General features: G+C 50.6%; 18 protein-coding genes. 1 reads left to right on the forward strand and 17 read right to left on the reverse strand.

Annotated elements, in window-relative coordinates; translation table 11 throughout:
- Window positions 1-15: 15 nt before the first annotated feature.
- Together AC58P5_RS12465 and AC58P5_RS12470 are read right to left on the reverse strand one after the other, a co-directional pair.
- Complete coding sequence (locus tag AC58P5_RS12465) at window positions 16-525, reverse strand: endonuclease V (RefSeq protein WP_497386850.1); 510 nt, start codon at window positions 523-525, stop codon at window positions 16-18.
- Window positions 526-859: 334 nt separating this feature from the next.
- On the reverse strand, window positions 860-1,396 hold the full coding sequence (locus tag AC58P5_RS12470; RefSeq protein WP_497386852.1) for a nucleotidyltransferase domain-containing protein: 537 nt from the start codon (window positions 1,394-1,396) through the stop codon (window positions 860-862).
- A gap of 81 nt (window positions 1,397-1,477) precedes the next feature.
- Here AC58P5_RS12470 and AC58P5_RS12475 point away from each other — a divergent pair, with 81 nt between their 5' ends.
- A complete protein-coding gene (locus tag AC58P5_RS12475) occupies window positions 1,478-1,648 on the forward strand; it encodes a recombinase family protein (protein WP_497386854.1) in 171 nt (56 codons plus the stop codon).
- A 255-nt stretch (window positions 1,649-1,903) separates the two neighbouring features.
- Here AC58P5_RS12475 and AC58P5_RS12480 read toward each other — a convergent pair whose 3' ends face one another.
- From AC58P5_RS12480 to AC58P5_RS12550, 15 genes are all read right to left on the reverse strand, one after another.
- Window positions 1,904-2,662: an ABC transporter ATP-binding protein gene (locus AC58P5_RS12480; RefSeq protein WP_497386856.1), complete on the reverse strand. Its 759-nt coding sequence runs from the start codon at window positions 2,660-2,662 to the stop codon at window positions 1,904-1,906.
- 9 nt (window positions 2,663-2,671) lie between these two features.
- Window positions 2,672-4,990, reverse strand: coding sequence for an ABC transporter permease (locus tag AC58P5_RS12485; RefSeq protein ID WP_497386858.1), 2,319 nt, complete (start codon window positions 4,988-4,990; stop codon window positions 2,672-2,674).
- Complete coding sequence (locus tag AC58P5_RS12490) at window positions 4,975-6,273, reverse strand: MFS transporter (RefSeq protein WP_497386860.1); 1,299 nt, start codon at window positions 6,271-6,273, stop codon at window positions 4,975-4,977. Before AC58P5_RS12490 ends, AC58P5_RS12485 begins: the two co-directional genes overlap by 16 nt.
- Window positions 6,266-6,916, reverse strand: coding sequence for a TetR/AcrR family transcriptional regulator (locus AC58P5_RS12495; protein ID WP_497386862.1), 651 nt, complete (start codon window positions 6,914-6,916; stop codon window positions 6,266-6,268). The genes AC58P5_RS12490 and AC58P5_RS12495 overlap by 8 nt, the downstream gene beginning before the upstream one ends.
- Before the next feature lie 370 nt (window positions 6,917-7,286).
- Window positions 7,287-7,658: a YybH family protein gene (locus AC58P5_RS12500; protein ID WP_497386864.1), complete on the reverse strand. Its 372-nt coding sequence runs from the start codon at window positions 7,656-7,658 to the stop codon at window positions 7,287-7,289.
- A 25-nt stretch (window positions 7,659-7,683) separates the two neighbouring features.
- Window positions 7,684-8,349, reverse strand: a complete 666-nt coding sequence (locus tag AC58P5_RS12505; RefSeq protein WP_497386866.1) for an HAD family hydrolase — start codon at window positions 8,347-8,349, stop codon at window positions 7,684-7,686.
- Between the two features lie 32 nt (window positions 8,350-8,381).
- Entirely contained in the window at window positions 8,382-8,801 is a 420-nt protein-coding gene (locus AC58P5_RS12510) for a hypothetical protein (RefSeq protein ID WP_497386868.1), read from the reverse strand.
- Window positions 8,802-8,832: 31 nt separating this feature from the next.
- The gene (locus tag AC58P5_RS12515; RefSeq protein ID WP_497387578.1) at window positions 8,833-9,027 is read right to left on the reverse strand and encodes a DUF6199 family natural product biosynthesis protein; all 195 of its coding nucleotides are present in this window, start codon (window positions 9,025-9,027) and stop codon (window positions 8,833-8,835) included.
- Window positions 9,028-9,131: 104 nt separating this feature from the next.
- A complete protein-coding gene (locus AC58P5_RS12520) occupies window positions 9,132-11,033 on the reverse strand; it encodes a lamin tail domain-containing protein (RefSeq protein ID WP_497386870.1) in 1,902 nt (633 codons plus the stop codon).
- Window positions 11,034-11,250: 217 nt separating this feature from the next.
- Window positions 11,251-11,853, reverse strand: a complete 603-nt coding sequence (locus AC58P5_RS12525) for a glycerol-3-phosphate responsive antiterminator (RefSeq protein WP_497386872.1) — start codon at window positions 11,851-11,853, stop codon at window positions 11,251-11,253.
- Between the two features lie 141 nt (window positions 11,854-11,994).
- On the reverse strand, window positions 11,995-12,786 hold the full coding sequence (locus tag AC58P5_RS12530; RefSeq protein WP_497386874.1) for an HAD-IIA family hydrolase: 792 nt from the start codon (window positions 12,784-12,786) through the stop codon (window positions 11,995-11,997).
- A 45-nt stretch (window positions 12,787-12,831) separates the two neighbouring features.
- Complete coding sequence (locus AC58P5_RS12535) at window positions 12,832-13,596, reverse strand: MBL fold metallo-hydrolase (protein WP_497386876.1); 765 nt, start codon at window positions 13,594-13,596, stop codon at window positions 12,832-12,834.
- Window positions 13,597-13,609: 13 nt separating this feature from the next.
- Window positions 13,610-14,422 carry a carbohydrate ABC transporter permease gene (locus tag AC58P5_RS12540; RefSeq protein ID WP_497386878.1) on the reverse strand — a complete coding sequence of 271 codons (813 nt, stop codon included), beginning with the start codon at window positions 14,420-14,422 and terminating at the stop codon, window positions 13,610-13,612.
- 21 nt (window positions 14,423-14,443) lie between these two features.
- Window positions 14,444-15,340 carry a carbohydrate ABC transporter permease gene (locus tag AC58P5_RS12545; protein WP_497386880.1) on the reverse strand — a complete coding sequence of 299 codons (897 nt, stop codon included), beginning with the start codon at window positions 15,338-15,340 and terminating at the stop codon, window positions 14,444-14,446.
- 142 nt (window positions 15,341-15,482) lie between these two features.
- Window positions 15,483-16,799 (reverse strand): ABC transporter substrate-binding protein, encoded by a 1,317-nt coding sequence (locus AC58P5_RS12550; protein WP_497386882.1) that lies wholly within the window; start codon window positions 16,797-16,799, stop codon window positions 15,483-15,485.
- Window positions 16,800-16,998: the final 199 nt, after the last annotated feature.

The raw sequence follows: 16,998 nt of genomic DNA on the forward strand, positions 1-16,998 counted from the left end.
AATTCCCCCTGTTGATTATAGCCGGGCTTCCTTCGTTTGCTTATCCAGCAATTTCAGCAGATGCGGAAATCGGTATTCTCCGTACATACTCTGTATGTGCTCGGCAGCGACTGCTAGCTCCATGCCGATAGAGGTTATATACAAAGGCTTAGAGCTGTTGCCTCGGTAAATCTTTTTGACAACGGCTTCGTTGTCGTGAAAAGCACTTTTTGCAACACCGATCACTGGAATTTTCCCTGAAAAATCTGTGTAAACATAATGTCCAAGCCCGGGCTTTTTCTCATTGTTTAAGTACACATAGCCATCCACAACAATGGTATGTATTTGATTTATATCAGTAAGGTTCAACAGTTCCTGTATACAAGGGAGCTCTCGTTTATAGAAAAAACCCGTTTCGTATTCGTGAGGGTTCTCCGTATAAGAGATGATCACTTCGAGTGGTTTAGAATCTTCCCAGCTCTGAAAAATAACCCCCACTGATTTCGCTTGATTTTTCTCATAATACACATCGACAGCGATGATCATTAATAGCGATTCCTTCCTTTAAACTCATTTTAAGCTAGAAATTATAGCCATTATATCACATAGTATTTTTTCTGCCGCAGGCGCAGCACAGAGAAAATATCCACCCTTTAACCATTTGAAAGATGGATTTTTTCATTATATTTCGCCGCCGACAACGCGGAACAGGATGGGGAACCGTACGTCACCGCTACTTCCTGCCATTGACGCGCGATGGCATTGCTACTTCTTTAAGCAACATGCATCACCGCCCTATAGTTTTGAAACGTGAAGCTTACCGTACTCTTTTACTGAAATAACTCCACAGTTACTGACACTGAGTCTCTTGTCACAATGGTCAATTTAACTCTGCTATTATACGATGCAATATCTTTTTGCTATCTGCGTCCTTTGGTCGAGGTTTCCTACCGATGTGTTCGTAAACCTTTTTTTCTTCCAAAAGTTGTCTTGGGTTTATGACATGAGCCGATATTCCGTTTAACATATAACTTTGTGGTAACAATGAGTCAGATTGCCATACCCACTCGGGTAAGTCATTCATAATAAGGCTTCCATCATTGGTACTGGTTATATAGCCGAAAGTGATGTCTACGTCACCCTTACGAAAATCGGACTGCCTACCACGAAACTGCTCTTTCACGGGAGTCTGTTCATAGCCAGCTTCGGCAAGAGCGTGTTCTAAGTGCTCTCTGTTTTGTATCCATGTTATCAAGTCTATATCGTCATGTGGACGGGTGACCTTCCCGAGTAGAAAATCGATTGCCCATCCACCACGCAACCAGAATTCACATCTGATTGTTGCACAAACCGTACTGATTTCACTTAACACCTTTAATTGTAACTCTGTTTGATTTCCCAACATTGGCTCTATCATGCTGAACCCCTTTTACAAATATACTTCTTACATAACCTTACCCGTTTACACTTATAGTACATTGGAAACGCTCAGTTTGATATGGTGGCAGTATGGAGAATCAACCGAATGTCACGGAAGCAATTAGATTTTCTTCCGATCATTGAAACACTTGAAAAAAACTTAGCTGCTTTCTTCAGCCTTAGTGAAAACATCGATGCTTCTACCCCTGTGGATAAGTTGATGCTACAAATATTTAGGAAGCTTTGCTGAGTTAGAAAGAAATCAAATCATTGAGAATGTTTGCAATCCCAACAATACGGACAATTATCACTTTGTATTCGGGCTTCAAACTCTTAGAGAAAATCGTAGGACATTGGATTTTTCTTTGAAGCTTCAATTAACGACAACTTTTTGCTGTCACTTGTGATGAGGTTCACCGCGCTGTCTGTGACGGCAAGTTTTTTTGTTCTCTGGACCCTCAATTCAGAATGTAGAGACTCTCAAGGCATTATTGTACACAACTATTTATATCCCGATCTCCCGCATTTTCGCCATGACCTTCTCCATCCTATCCTCGATATCTACAACACTATACTTCGGAAGCCGCATTTCGCTCACGATTTTTCCGTCGCACATAAACATTATACGCTCCGTCTTCGCCGCAATCTTGGCGTCATGGGTTACAAGCATTACCGCAGTACCCGCCGCGTTGATTTCGGAAAGTAGATTCATAATGGCCTGCGCAGCTTCCTGGTTAAGCGCACCGGTCGGCTCGTCACCAAAAATAATCTGCGGATTGCTCATAAGGGCGCGGCAAAGGCCCGCACGCTGAAGCTGTCCTCCCGACACCTGGGTAATGTCCCGCTTTTCCAGCTCTGCTATGCCCACCTTCTTCATAAGCATTCTCGCCTGTTCCGTGATTGTCTTGACATTCCTTCTGTTGTCGCGCATGGACGGAAGAATGATGTTATCCAGAATGTTCATATTCTTCATCAACGTAGGCTGCTGAAACACAAAGCCCATTTGGGTTCTGCGCAGGTCAGCCAACTCGTCTTCGCGGAGTGCTGATAAGTCCCTGCCGTCAAAAGTAACCTCCCCGCCGTCAATACGGTCCATCCCGCTCATCGCGAACATCAGCGTCGACTTTCCCGAGCCCGAAGGTCCCATCACCGACACGAACTCCCCCTCGTTAATGTGGGCGGACACTCCGTCAAGAACCTTGCGCCTGTCATCACCCTGGCCGTAAACCTTTTCTATATTCTCACCGGTTATAATCTTCTTCATATTCATGACCTACTCCTTAATATTGCCGGATATTGTGATTTGTCCCGCTCCCGATGTGCCAATCATTGTTGCGATAAGTACTGAACCGATCAGCATCAGCGGGCACAGCAGATACGCCGATAGCGGATTGACCACAAACGTAAACGACGATGCTCCAAACGAAGAAATAATTGCGCCTGACAATATCTCTCCGAGCGTGTTAGCCAGAAGCGTCCCGAGAACAATTCCGATAATGAGCACAACTACCGAACGCGAAAAATACTGTGTTCTCAAATCAGAGTTGGTAAAACCTAATGACTTCATGACGGCAATCGAATATCGGTCCTTTGCAACAAGCATTCGCATGAACAACACCGTAACCAGAACACTTATAACCAGCATCATCACAATTGCGATCTGTGAGGCCTTACCGACAGAGCTAATGGTCGAGCCGAAGGTCTGCGTAACATATTCATCAATGCCTGATACCTTGGCAAAACGAAATCTTTCCGCATATTCCCTAACTTTTCCGTCAACAACAGCTTCATCTGAAAGCTCCGCATAAATAACGGACCACATCCTATCCTCCGAACGCTCTGTAATAGAAGCCTTTGCGGTCTTCCCGCCATTGGTAATGTCCGAATACATTCCGCATACCGTGAGATCTCTGGCCTTCCCGTCAATCACGAGCGTAATGACATCGCCAACATTCTTGCCCAGTTCATCGGCGTTCATCACGGACAGAGCAATTTCGTTATCTGCGGCTGGTCCTCTGCCTTGGGAATACTTCACCGGGAAAACCGAATGGTCGCCGAGCTCGATTTTGAGCCTCTCCTCCGATCCATCCTGCCTCCTTGCTGTGAAGGTTTCCGTTGTAAGCACGGCATATCGGGATATGGACGTGTCGCTCTCCATGACCTTTGCAACTTCCGCTTCTTTTGCAGCGATATGGTCCTTCTGTTGAATGTCCAGGCGCATATCGCTATTGCCTATCCCCATATAGGTGATGAAGCTTTTGGAGGAAATCGTGTTGTACAGGTTCTGGGGAACAATCATAATAAATGCAGCGATCACAAGCACAGCAAGCATTGTCGCGTATAGACTTGTCCTTGCGAGCACATCCTTGACGCCGAGAAAAATATTCGCGTTCAGCAGCCTGTTTGCGCTCAGCGTAAAACGCCTTGCTCCCGCGGATTTGTCCTGTGAAATACCGAACCGAACAGCTTCTGCAGCGGAGATTTTCCGGAAGCGTCTCAGCACGCTGCTCAAATAGCCAATGATGGCTAGGAACACTAGCACTACGCTGATTACTCCGAACAACAAGGCTAAGGAAGAGTTCTCGCTCCCTCCCATGTATAACCTTATATTTTCAAGCAGCAAGCCTCTGAACACAAATGAAAGGGCAAAACCAACCATACAGCCAAAGGCCGCAATTCCCGCGTACTTCGCAAGATATATCTTTTTAATATCAGATACTCGTAATCCTATTGCTTTCATAACACCGATTTCGCGGTAATCACTTTCGATTGTGGCAAGGAGCGTAAAGCGTATACACATAAATGCGATGGCAACGACAAGCACGCTTACTAGAAGGATGACTGCAATCATAAGTCCGTCGGACATGGCATTCAGCATTTTGAACAGGGGGTAGGTAATCGTGGGGCCATTGGCTTCAAGCCCAGCAGAGGTGTAATCATCTTTGAATGCCCCGAGCATGGACAAGTCTTTGAGTCTGAACTCAATCAGATATTCTTTGCTTCCGGAGCTCTGTATTTCGGCGTAGTCATGTTCGCTTACAAGAAATCTTTTGGACGAGGCGAGCAGCGAATTCATCTGAGAATCACGGAGAAATCCGGTAACGGCAAGTTTCTTTCCGCCGATTACAGCCGTATCCCCGGTCTTCGCGGTGCCGTCCTTCATATAGCCGATTGGAACATATAGCTCCCCGTCGGATACCGTGATCCTATTCCCATCAAGGTCAAGCAGGTAATCAAATTTCCGGCTCTGCGTACTGAAGCCGTTGTCCTGAACATTGTCCACAAGTGAGTTGCCGTTAATGACAATCCGCGAACCATCAACATTGAGAAACTCAAGCACTTGAAACTCGTCAACCTTGTTGTTCTGGTCCGCAAAAGCCGTAAACCGTGCCCTATCCAGTTCCCCTGAATGCATCTGCAGAAAATGCGGGGTTTTTGCCTGCGTCATGAGTGTATCAATTGCACCCGTAAGATTGACGACAAGTATGGACGACAGAGAGACAAGCATAGCCGCGGCAGCGACGAAGATCATGATGGTCAACGTAATTAGTTTGCTTTTTAACATATCATTGCGGATTATCCGGTAGTACATACGTCACCTCTGTCTTCAAGCCTTTTAATAGATTTCAGGTTATACAAAATTACAGAAGCAACACTTAACAGTATTCCGGCGATGATAATCAGAAGTCCCGTTCCCCGGCCGCTGCCTGTACCGATGATCCTGCCCACACTGCCCGCAAGTTCTCCGCCGTCAATCAGCAAAGGCGTGAACACATAATCCGCAAGCACTCCCGACAGCATATAGGCAACAATGAATCCAAGCTGTGATACTAACCCGATCAGTGACCAAGCCCTGCCCTGAACAGATTTGTCAATGTTGGTGCGGACCAGAAAATCCAAGCTTGTGTTGACAAATGGCAGCATGGCAAAAAAGAGAAACCCCGAAATACCAAGAAGTATAATGTTTTCCCGAAGTCCGAATACCGCCATGAATATGCCTTCCCAAAATAGCGAAAGTGAAAGGATTTTAACAAAATCCCTTTTAATCCGAACCATTCCAATCAGCACACTCGATACAAGCATCCCCAGAGCGATAATCGTCTCAAGCGTCCCTAATACAGAGCTGTCCGAAAAAGCAAGGATCATGGGCATAGTAAGCGTTTCGATGAAACCAAGAAAAAAGGTCATTACGGAGGTCATAATGACAAGTACAAGCACACCTCTGTTACTAGAAACGGCTCTCCACCCTTCCTTAAATTCATGCATGAACGACCCGGTCTGTTCAGATTTCTTGGAAGCAAGGCCCCTGCGTACCGCAAGCGTCGAAGCAACGGTTACAAAAAAGGTGCAGATGTCGATAATAAGCAGCAGCTTCACATCAGAGACAATCAGCAGAAATCCCGCAAGTGCCGGGGAAATCAGATATTTGGCTGAGCCTGCCACCTGAACAAAACCGCTTGCCTTCGTATACTGCTCCTCGGTAAGCAGATCCGTAACCGTAGCTTTATACGAAGGATCAAGCAGCGATGAGAATACCGAGCTTAGGGTCACTCCCACGCAAATCTGCCACAGTTGTGCTTCTCCGTTAAGCAGACAAATCAGAATAAATACAAGTCCTATTGCAGAAAGGCTGTCGCCTAGTACCATTAGAATTCTCCGGTCATAGCGGTCCGCAAGCACTCCCGTCACGGGACTTAACAGCAGTGATGGCATAAATGCAAGCAGAGTGACCAGTGCCATGGCCGATGCCTGCCCTGTCTGCTGATAAATATAAACCCCAAGCCCAAATGATGTAAGCCCGCTTCCAATCGCTGAGACAAGCTGTCCCGACCACAGCAGAATAAATTTGCCGAAAGCTCCTCCCGGATTATTCATTGCCGTCTTTACCCTTACCAAATATCTGCATAACGCTCATCAGACTTCCACTTTCGGCACCAAGCAGCCTTTCTACGTTAAAAATAAACGACAGCACACGTGAAGTGCGCTCCTCGTTCGTCATGTCAGCCCTATCCTCATCAAAGATGGTATTCGCATATACGATAACCATCTCCATGCATTCATACGGATACGGCGTGTTGAACAGGCCCTGCTCAATACCCTCGCGGATAATTGGTGTCAGGATCGGCGGAACGCCGCTTATAATGACCTTTTGTATCTTCTGATGCATTAGCGCGTTCTGGGGCCTGTGAATATGCTCCATAACTTCCTTGCCGCTTCCGTTATCGCTGTTTATGTTCAGTGCCATGACCACGCGGAGAATACGCTCAATGACGGGGACGCTCTTATCTAGGGCAACTTCCTGCGCTGCACCTATAAGATTGACGCTGTACCGATCAATCAGAGCGTCCATAATATCCTCCTTCGACTTGAAGTGATGATATAGCGTTCCTCGTGCGATTCCCACCTTGACCAAAATATCGTTCGTACTTGTACCATCAAAGCCCTTCTGCCCAAAAAGCTCATCCGCCGCGTCAAGTATTTCGTTTCTGCGTTCTTCTGCTTCTTTTACAACTCTCATCGTTACATCTCCTTGCTTGATGCCAGGTTGATAGACCGACTGTCTGTCGGTTATGAGGTAAATAATAGCATATTGTTTGAAGGAGTGAAAGTGAGTATGGCATAAATCATGATTTCTTTATTCGGGCCCTCCCGATCATTGTGGATGGAGCAATCTTTGCCCAACTCGATGCCACGGAAATCCTTGTCTGGAAGGGCTCCTTATATGTGGTGCAGAAGTTCGATTGATGACAATTTCAATGCCGTATGGAATATCATTATCCATGGGATCGCAAAATCGAAATAGTCGTATAATTGGGCGTACGACCTAAAAACTTGCCGTTACTTATGATACGACTCACCTCGAATAAGCTCATCCCCTGTACCTCCCGTTACTGAACGGCACCGCTCAGATGCTCGTGCACGAGCTTCCACTCGCCCTCAGCATCCTTGACGAACACATTCGTCCCGCGCCCGCTCCCCGAAACAAACTTCCCGTTGTGAACGCCTTCCCAAAGGTACGTGTAAATGCAGGCAGCCGTCTGCGGATTCTCCGCGATCCACTGCACATCACGGACCGAATACACCTCATCACGGATGAGATTCCATGTATTCTCAAAATACGCCCGGATCTGCTCCGTAGTCGTGCAGCTCTTGTCCGTAAACCAGTAGACGGCCTGCGGGTGCAGAAGTTTTTCGACTTCACTGAAGTCGTGTGTATTTGTAGCGGTTATGTAAGCTTCCAGTGCCTTCTGGTATGTCATGCTGCAGCTTTCCCTTCTTTTGTTCTTAACGTTCTATCGTAGCACGCGACTCTCTTACCAGCTCCGTCAGATCCCGGGCGTTCCTCAATACACGGTCCGGTTCCGGATCAAACCGTGCCGTTTGAACGGTCTCGAACCAGTGAGCTCCAATCGTCCTCAATCCGGCCGACTTCCCGGCCTTAATATCCGCGCTGCTGTCTCCGACGAAGATCGCTTCTTCCTTGGACAACCCAAGCAGCTTCAGCGCCGCAAAAATCCCCTCGGGGTCCGGTTTAGGCCGTTCCACCTCGTCGCCTGATACGGTGGAGAAGAAGTGCTTCTCAATGTTCAGCTTGTTCAAGCTTACATCGAGGGCTCTCCTGCTTTTGCCCGTTATGATGACCATCCGGACTCCTCGCCCGCTTAAATCCTCCAGCATATGAACAATATCCCGGGGCATACTCACCCTTTCATGAAAATGATTTTCATAGAAAGCATAGTAATCCCCAATGGCTGCTTCCGCTTTGGATGTGTCCGTTACATTCCGCCGGATGATGTCATCCTCGGTCGGCCCGAACTTGGCCGTAATCTGCTCGTCGGACAGCGTCACGTTTTCGTACGTTTCAAAAACGGAGCGGAAAGCGTCGAAAGAAAGCGGCAGCGTATCCGCCAGCGTGCCGTCGAAATCGAATAGAACCGCCTGAATCGGCATGGGTGGGTCCTCCTTTTTGTATACAGCATAGATTAAGAATTGAGCATACGCCTGCTGTGCAGCATCAGGTTAGTCAAGCCACCGAGGAATGTGCCGAGCACAACGCTCACAAGATTGATCCCCGTTGTAATGAACCCAAGTATTCCGGCTCCTAAGTCACCTTCCGCGACCGGAAAAAACAGGCCACCGATGAAAAGAAACAGCAAAGAGCCGAGCGGGCTAAGCACAAGGAGAAAAGCCAAGGCGGCCCAATATTTCGTCCTGAACCACACAAGAACCGGAAGGGCGTACAAAATGGTCAGGACAGCCACGGCGAGACCTAAGCTCTCCACTACAGCAGAGTACTTATATGCGCTTAGAAAAAGCAGCTCTCCGCCCGCTCCGTGAAGAAAGCTCAAAAGCAGAGTCAGCCCGAGCGTGCCGAAAAACGTGCCGTTCCACTTTTTTATCATGGTCTCTTCCCTCGTTTAAACGGATTCACCGTCACAGCATACTAACCGCAATACCGGCTATTCCGATAAGCAGAAAAATCCCTCCGCCGAGCCTTGTGGAGAACATATACAGGTCCGACGGTTCCGTCCCGTCGTTGGACTTCCAGCTTTCCTTGACAGCCCAAACGGCGCCCGGCGCAGCCAGCATCAAGATACCTATCAGGATCAGGACAATAAAAATAAAAATAGCCCAAACCTCCCTTCTTCTGCCCGTTTTCCTTTATCTTACAACGCCTTCCGCATTCCCGCAAAAAAAAACCGCCCGCTTGCGAAAAGCGGACGGCCTGGCATTTACATCTGATCCCACTGGTTCCAGTTGATTTTGAGAACGCGGTCCATGATGTACGTCGTCGTGTACCGGTATTTGTTCGCACCGGATTCGAACAGGACGAACAGGTCGCCGCCCACCGGCACGATGCCTTCGGTCATCGGAACGGCGGTCAGCTTGCTGTTCGTGGCCTTGGCAGACTGCCCGTCGAGGAACCAGACGGGCACGCTTGTCCCGCCCACGGTTCCCGTGGCGTGGGCCGGTTCCTGCATCGGGTTGTTGTAGCGGTACAGCGTGCTGTCGTTGCCGCGTCCGTAGGACTGGCTAAGCACGATGGAGTTCTGCATAAACGCGATGCCCTGGATTTTCTCCGTGATGGACAAGAGATAATCCGGCACGGCCGGGGTGCCGGCGCTGCCGTTCCACTTGTCCGAACGGATCGTATCCGTGACCGGGTCGAGCCGGTATCCCGCGGTCCAGGCGTAATGCTGCACGCCGTCTCGGTTCATGAGCTTGTGGCTCGGATCGGTCGGGTAGCTCTTCGCCTCGTAGAACTCGCCCACCCAAAGAACGCCGTCGGCGAACGTGTTGAACGCCGCGTCTACCGGCACCGGCACGGAGCCGATGAAGGAGACTTCGCCGTTGTTCTGGGCGCCGGTCACATCGCTCAGGCGGAGCTGGTGCAGCGCTCCTTCGGAGGCGATCCACACGTGATCCCGGCTGACCGCCACGCCCCCGGCATGGCCGGTGTAAGGAGTGCCGTCGCTGTTGTACAGCACGATGGATTTGACGTACTGGTTCGTCGAAGCATCCGTGACAGTCAAAGTCGCGGGGCGGCCGTCTTCCAGATACGCCACGGTGAGCAGCCAGTTGTTGGCCTGGTAATACGCCATTCCCTGCGGGACGAGATCCTGTTTCAGTCCCGGAACGACCGGTCCGTCGGAACTGATGTTCCACAGGCTCTGATATTTGCTGTCCTTCGGATTGACGGCTCTTTCTTCCTGCGTGATCAACTGGTGGGAAGGCGTAACCGTTACGGACGTTTTGGCCGACTCGTTCTCGGACAGATCCACGGCGCTGATCTGGAACGTATACGGTTTGTTTCCGATCAGGGAGTAAGCCGTGAACTCATGCTGGGAAGCGGGAACCGTATAGAGCAGGGCTCCGTTCTGGTAGATGTTGTACTGGAACACGTCTGCCTCCGGGTTCGCCGACCAGGCGAGCTTCGCGCTGCCGCCGCCCGCAATAGCGGTAACCCCTGCCGGTGCCTGGGGAGCCAGATTGTCCTGCTTCGGACGGGCTGGCGCTTGTCCCGCCACGAGCCTGCCGGGCGTCGGCGCCTGCAGCCCGGCGATCTTCTGCATCGCCGTACCGCCCGCTGCCGGATAGCGGTAGGTGATCGTCTTGCCTTCGGCCACATCGTCGGCCGTGTATGCCGCCTTGACCGTTTCGACGCCCGCCGGGTCCAGAATCGTGACGGTCTGCGTTCCGCTGTTCGTCAGGCCGCCGACATTTTCAATGATGTGAAGCTTGCTGTCCGGTACATACTTGCTTGCGTAGGAAAGGGAATAATAGCTGTTGAACGCCTCTTTGCCAAGCGGACTGATTTCGGCTCTCCGGGTCCAGACCACGCCTGTCTCCCAGGGCCCCAGCTTGTAGGACTGGGCGATTTGAGCGTTCCAGCTGCCGGCTTTGAACCGGTAGCCCTGAAGGTCAACCTGCACGGCGCTGTTGTTGTACACCTCGATGTACTCGAAAGCGTCGTAGCTCGCGAAATTGGTCGTGTCCGGCACCAACTCCGTAATGAGCAGCTTCGGCACGGCCGCAGCCTGAACGGACTGAGTCGGCAAGACCAGCAGAAGCGGAGCCGCCGCCAGTGCCAGGGTCAAGGCGCCGGCCATCTTTTTCCGTAAACTTTTGCGCATACTTCATCCTCCCGGGTGAATCAATTTTATATGAAAAACGGCTGAATAAAAGCGGATCTTGTTTTCAAAGCCATCCACAAGTATTCAACCGTTATTTCCCAAAGGAGCTGCGTCGCTTACTTCCCGCAGAAACGTTACAAAAGCATGTATAGAAGTCCCTTGAATATCCTAACGCATCCGGTGCCGCACATCTAATGAAGAAATTGTTGAGACGGCTCTAGCGGTTTTCATCCTGCCAGCGCCACAATTCCTTGCTGGAAGTCGAGATTCCGATGACCCCGCTTCCGAGAGCGGCGTTAAAGTCCTCCAGATCGGTCATCAGACCGCCTGCAATGACCGGCACATCCACTTCGCCCCGGATCCGCTTCATAATCCGCGAGCAGACCATTCCCGGAAGAACCTCGATGGCGTCAGGCTGGGAGCTTTTTGTCATTTTGATGCCGTTGTCCAGCGATACCGAGTCAAAAACGAACAACCGCTGTACGGTAATCAGACCGTATTTTTTACCTTCGGCAATAATATTGTTCTTCGTCGTGACGATCCCGTCGATGCCGATTTTTTCCGCCATATAGGCGACGCCCGCTTTGTCTTTGCCGATTCCTTCGATCAAGTCGAAATGGACAAAGGACAGCTTCCCGGCTTCGCGGATTTTTTCCACGATGCCTTCGATCATAAAAATATCCGATTTCAATATAAAGACGATATTGGAGGAGGTCTGCAAAATGCCGGGCAGCTCCTCCGCATTCATCAGGCTTGTAATCACGGGTTTCTTTTTCAGGCAATAAGCCACTCGCTGTGCACGTTCTGTCGTCTCTTTCATCCTCATCACCTCATCGTTGATTAAACATTCTCCAGGTCTCCGGTCCAATCAAACGTTCAGTCCCATCAGTCCCTTTATGCAAGTAACCATGCTGCATTTCCCGGCTGCCTCTAGCTGTATCTTGCGCCTCGTAGCGGCAGGTTACGGGGAAGAACAGCCCTGCTTCACAATGGCATGAACGGAAGGCAGCACATAGGTCGGCTTAAATTCGGCCGATGCGATATCTTCTTCGCTCGTAATGCCCGTGAGGACAAGCGCGGTGCTCATTCCCGCCTCGGCTCCCATCCGGATGTCCGTCTCCAGACGGTCTCCGGTCATCAGGCAGTCTTTGGCTTCCACCTGCAAAATATCGAGCGCGGTCAGCGCGGTCATGACGGAAGGCTTGCCCATAATCAGGGTGACCTTTTTGCCGGTGGTGCCTTCGATGGCGCCGATCATCCCTCCGCAGTCGGGAACGTCTCCGCCCGGCATCGGGCATGTTCTGTCGGGGTGGGTCGCGATGGCTTCCGCTCCATGCTTGATCGCCTGGTAAGCGAAGTCCAGATGTTTGTAGTGAAAATCGCGGTCCCAGGAAATGACGACAACACCGGTTTCCTCCGGCGTGTCCGCGAACCGGATGCCGTTTTCCAGAAATTCTTCTTTTAGAACCGGCTCACCGATGACGTACACCTTTTGGCCCGGATAATGGTTCTGCAAATAATGAATCGTGACGAGCGCGGGATTCAGCATCTGCTCCATGCCGATCTTCACGCCGAATGTATCGAGCTTTTTAACGTAATTTTCACGGGATTCGATCGTCTTGTTCGTCAAAAACAAAAGTTTCTTTCCTCTGGATTGCAGATGATGGATCGTTTCCACAGCTCCTTCGATCGCATGATCGCCCAAGTAAATCGTTCCGTCCAAATCAAATATGTACCCCGCATAATGATCCATCTCTTCACTCCCTTTCTTTCGGTTTTGCCCTTTCTTACTGCCGTTTTAAAACAAACCCGGATTTCCAGCTGTCAGAGGGATTCTTTCCAGTTCCCGGCCCAAAGAGATTTTGGAAGAAATCTGTTCCGGCATATCCTTCAGCAGATCCTCGTAAGGCTCGTCGTCCGTCAGGTGCACGAGTATGCCCCGGCCGATTTTGCCCCAGTCGTAGTAGCCGGCAATGTCGCGCAAGGTGCTGTGCATCGCCAGACTTCTCTCCGCCGTCGTCGATTCGTGGACAAGCAGGTCGATCCGGGCCATGTCCCGAATGAGCGGATTCGGCATCGTATCCGTCGAATAAACGAATACCGTCCCGCCGTGTTCCACCTTGATGCCGACGGCCGCAACGCCGTGCCTGCTTGGAAAAACCGACAGGGCCGTTTCGCCTTCTTTCCATAGAAGCGCAGGCTTCTCCCAGTTGAAGGCTTTGACCACTATCTCGAAAGCATGCGTCAGCTTCATCAGCTCCAGCCAGTTTTGCATCCATTCTTTCTCCGACTCGTCGCAGTAAAGCTCCAGCGGGTCCACACGGCCGTCAATCCACATCCCCCAGAGCAGGGAGGGCAGACCGTAAATATGGTCGATATGAAAATGCGTGAACACCACCCGCTTGATTTCGTGCGTCGTCAGTCCGAGCGTTTTCAGCTTCCCGAGCGGGTTGCCTCCGATATCTATAAGCGTGCTCCCGGCCGTATCGCGCAAAAGCAGATACGTATTGTCTCTTTCCCTACCCGAAGAGGCGCAAGCCGTTCCCATTAAAATCAGTTCCATGTCTGCGCGCCCCCTACTTGATGCCGGAGTGCATAAAGCTGTCGACAAATTGTCTCTGGAATACGAAGAACGCAATAAGCAGAGGCAGGATAACCATCAGCGTCGCTGCCGTTACCGTTCCCCATTGGGCGCCGGTTTCAAACGACTGGGCGAAAATCGCGATTCCTACGGTAAGCGGACGGGATTCGACGGAGTTCGTAACGACGAGCGGCCACATGAAATTGCTCCAGTGGGTGCTCACGGAAATGAGGCCGAACGCGATGTAAGTCGGTTTGGCGGCGGGCAGGTACACGTACCAGAGCGTCTGCCACCATTTGCAGCCGTCCATGCGTGCCGCTTCGTCCAGATCGAGCGGAATCTGCTTGAACGTCTGGCGCAGCTGAAACACTCCGAACGAGGAAGCCCAGTACGGCAGCATGATCGCCAGCTTCGTGTCGACCAGATTCAGCTCTTTCATGATCGTGTAGTTCGGGTAGATCAGAATGTCCGGCGGAATCATGATCTGCGTCAGGAAGATGATGAACAGAATACCGGAGCCAACAAAATTCAACCGGGCAAACGCATAGGCGGCCAGCGTGACCGTAAAGAGCTGAACGGCCAGGATGCCGACGACAATGACGATCGTATTCCAGTAATACTGGAGGAACGGAATCGTTTTCCACGCGTTGATGTAGTTCACGAAAGTCGGGTTCTCAATCGCAAACGGATTGGCCCGCGTAATGATTTCTTCCGAAGGCGTGAAGGAAGTGAACACCGTCCATACCAGAGGGATCAGGAAGGCAATGGCAAGCAGAATAACAATCGTCCGGTTGATGACTTGATGCATAGAATGTGCCTCTCCTTTCTCCTAGTAATGGATTTTTTTATCGAGGTAAGCGTAGTTGAAAATCGATACGGCAAGCAGAATGACGAGCAGGATGACCGTCAGCACGGAAGCTTTGCCCATGTCCCAGAAGCTGAACGCCGTTTCGTAAATGTGATAGAGCAGCAGGTTGCTCCCGTTGTCCGGACCGCCCTTGGTCATAATGTACAGATGGTCCACCAGCTTGAAGGAATTCGTCACCGCGATGATAAAAACGAACGTCGTGGTAGGCATCAGCAGCGGAAACGTAATTTTGCGGAACACCTGAAAAGGGCTCGCGCCTTCCATCTTGGCGGCTTCGTACACTTCTTTAGGCAGACTTTGCAGCCCCGCCAGGTAAAAAATCATAAAATACCCGGCTTCCTTCCAGATGACCATAAACATCATGGCATACATAACCCACTCGGGGCTGCCGAGCCAGTTGGGGCTGTCAATGCCGAATACACCGAGGAATTTGTCCAAAAGCCCGTAATCAGGCGTATAAATGAACAGCCAGACGTTGGCGATGGCAATCATCGGAATGATGGTCGGGTAGAAAAAGGCGGCACGGAGCAGCCCGTTGCCCTTCAGCTTGTTATTCACCCAGACGGCCATGTAGATGGCGAGAAAAATACTCGTCGGAACCGTGCCGATCGCCAGAAGAATGTTGTTCTTAATGACTTTGCGGAACACTTCATCCTGCAGGACGGATTTATACTGGTCGAGCCCGACAAACGTGCTGCTTTCGAAATTGGAGCTGTAGAAGCTGAGATAGATCGACTTGAGCGTCGGGTAAAACGTGAATAAGGCCAGGAAAATCAGAGAAGGCAGAAGGAGCGCATAAGCGAACGCATTCTCTTTCCAGTTGAATTTGCTCTTGATGGTTGCCGTTCGTTGAGCCAATCAAATCACCCGTTTCTTCACATGGAGAGGTTGGTCGAAAACGACAGGAAGCCGCAGGTCGCATTAGGCGATCCCGCAGAGAAAGAAGGATTCCTTAACGCAACTGCGGCTTCTCATCGTCTCTAGCCGAACATGTTTTAAGTTATTTAAAATTCTTTAGAATCCCTTCGGCCGCTTCCTGCGATTTCTGCAAAGCTTCCTTCGCCGTCATCTTGCCGAGCAGCGCCGCCTGGATGTTGTCGTTAAACAGCTTGGTTATCTGGCCGTTCTGGTACGTGGAAAGCTCGCTGTCCGCATGCTCCAGCTGATCTCTGGCTACTTTGGCCTGCGGGAACGATTCGATGTACTTTTTCAGCTGATCGGTTTCGTAAGCGGCTTTCGTCGTGCCGACATATCCGGTATCGATGGACCACTGGGCCACACGCTCCGGCTTCGTCAGGAATTCGATAAATTTGACGGCCGCCTTTTTGCGCTCTTCCGGGATGTTTTTGAACACGTACAGGTTGCCGCCTCCGGTTGGAGAACCGAACTGTTTGTTGGCCGGCAGGAAAGCGACGCCGAAGTTGAATTTCGCATCGGTTTTGACTTTCGTCAGGTTGCCTGTCGTATGGAACATCATGGCCGTTTTGCCGCTGATGAAATCGGAAGGCACGGTCGCCCACTCGATTGCCCCGTTAGGCATCACTTTATCCTTCTGCCCCAGGTCCATATAGAATTGAAGGGCTTCTTCGACGTGCGGCTTGTTGAAAAATACCTGTTTGCCGTCGTTCGACATAATGTTGTCGCCGGACTGCAATGAGAGCGCTTGCAGCATCCAGTATTGATAGCCGGTGCTCGGGATTTCGATCCCCCACTGCGACACTTTGCCGGATGCGTCCTTTTTCGTCAGCTTAGCCGCCGCCTCCCGGAGCTCGGTCCAGTTCTTCGGCGCTTTTTCCGGGTCCAGCCCCGCTTCCTTGAACATATCCTTGTTGTAGTAAAGCACGATCGTACTGCGCTGGAACGGAACGCTCCAAACGGTATCGCCGGACTTCGTATTGCCGAGGAACGCTTCATAGAAGTTGCCGAAGTATTCCTTCGAGAATCGTGGAGTGAGATCCTCAATGGCTTTCATTGAAAGCAGCGTGTACAGATCCGTGGATAGAAGAACCGCCATATCCGGGGAGTTGTTGCCCTGAACCGCCGTAGCGACCTTCGTCATCGTATCCTGGTAACTGCCGCCGTAAACCGGCTTGATCTTGATGTCCTTGTTTTCCTTTTCAAAATCTTGGGCAAGCCCGTCGATAATTTTCGTAATCGGTCCGCCTACCGCAACCGGGAAGTAAAATTGAAGCTCGACGGGCTTGCCGCTGTCTCCGCCGGAACCTTTGTTGTCCGTGGACGCCGTACTTCCGCCTCCTCCTCCGCAGGCTGAAAGGAGCATGGCGACCGCGATCATAAGAACCATTAGTTTTTTCAAGAACGTTCCCCCCTGAAATTCGTTAAGTGTGTACGTCTGTGCCGGTTTGTGTGACCTTTCTCTTTTCGTGTAAACGCATTCATTTGTTTGCGGTATCCCGGATGCGATCGCTCCTTTCTATAAATAGGCATAAGAAAAGAAGCCTCCAGCATAAAAACGCCTCCGAAAAGGAGTATGCGTGAAGGCTTCTCATCATCTC

Source organism: Paenibacillus sp. JT31N7 (genome assembly GCF_059692095.1).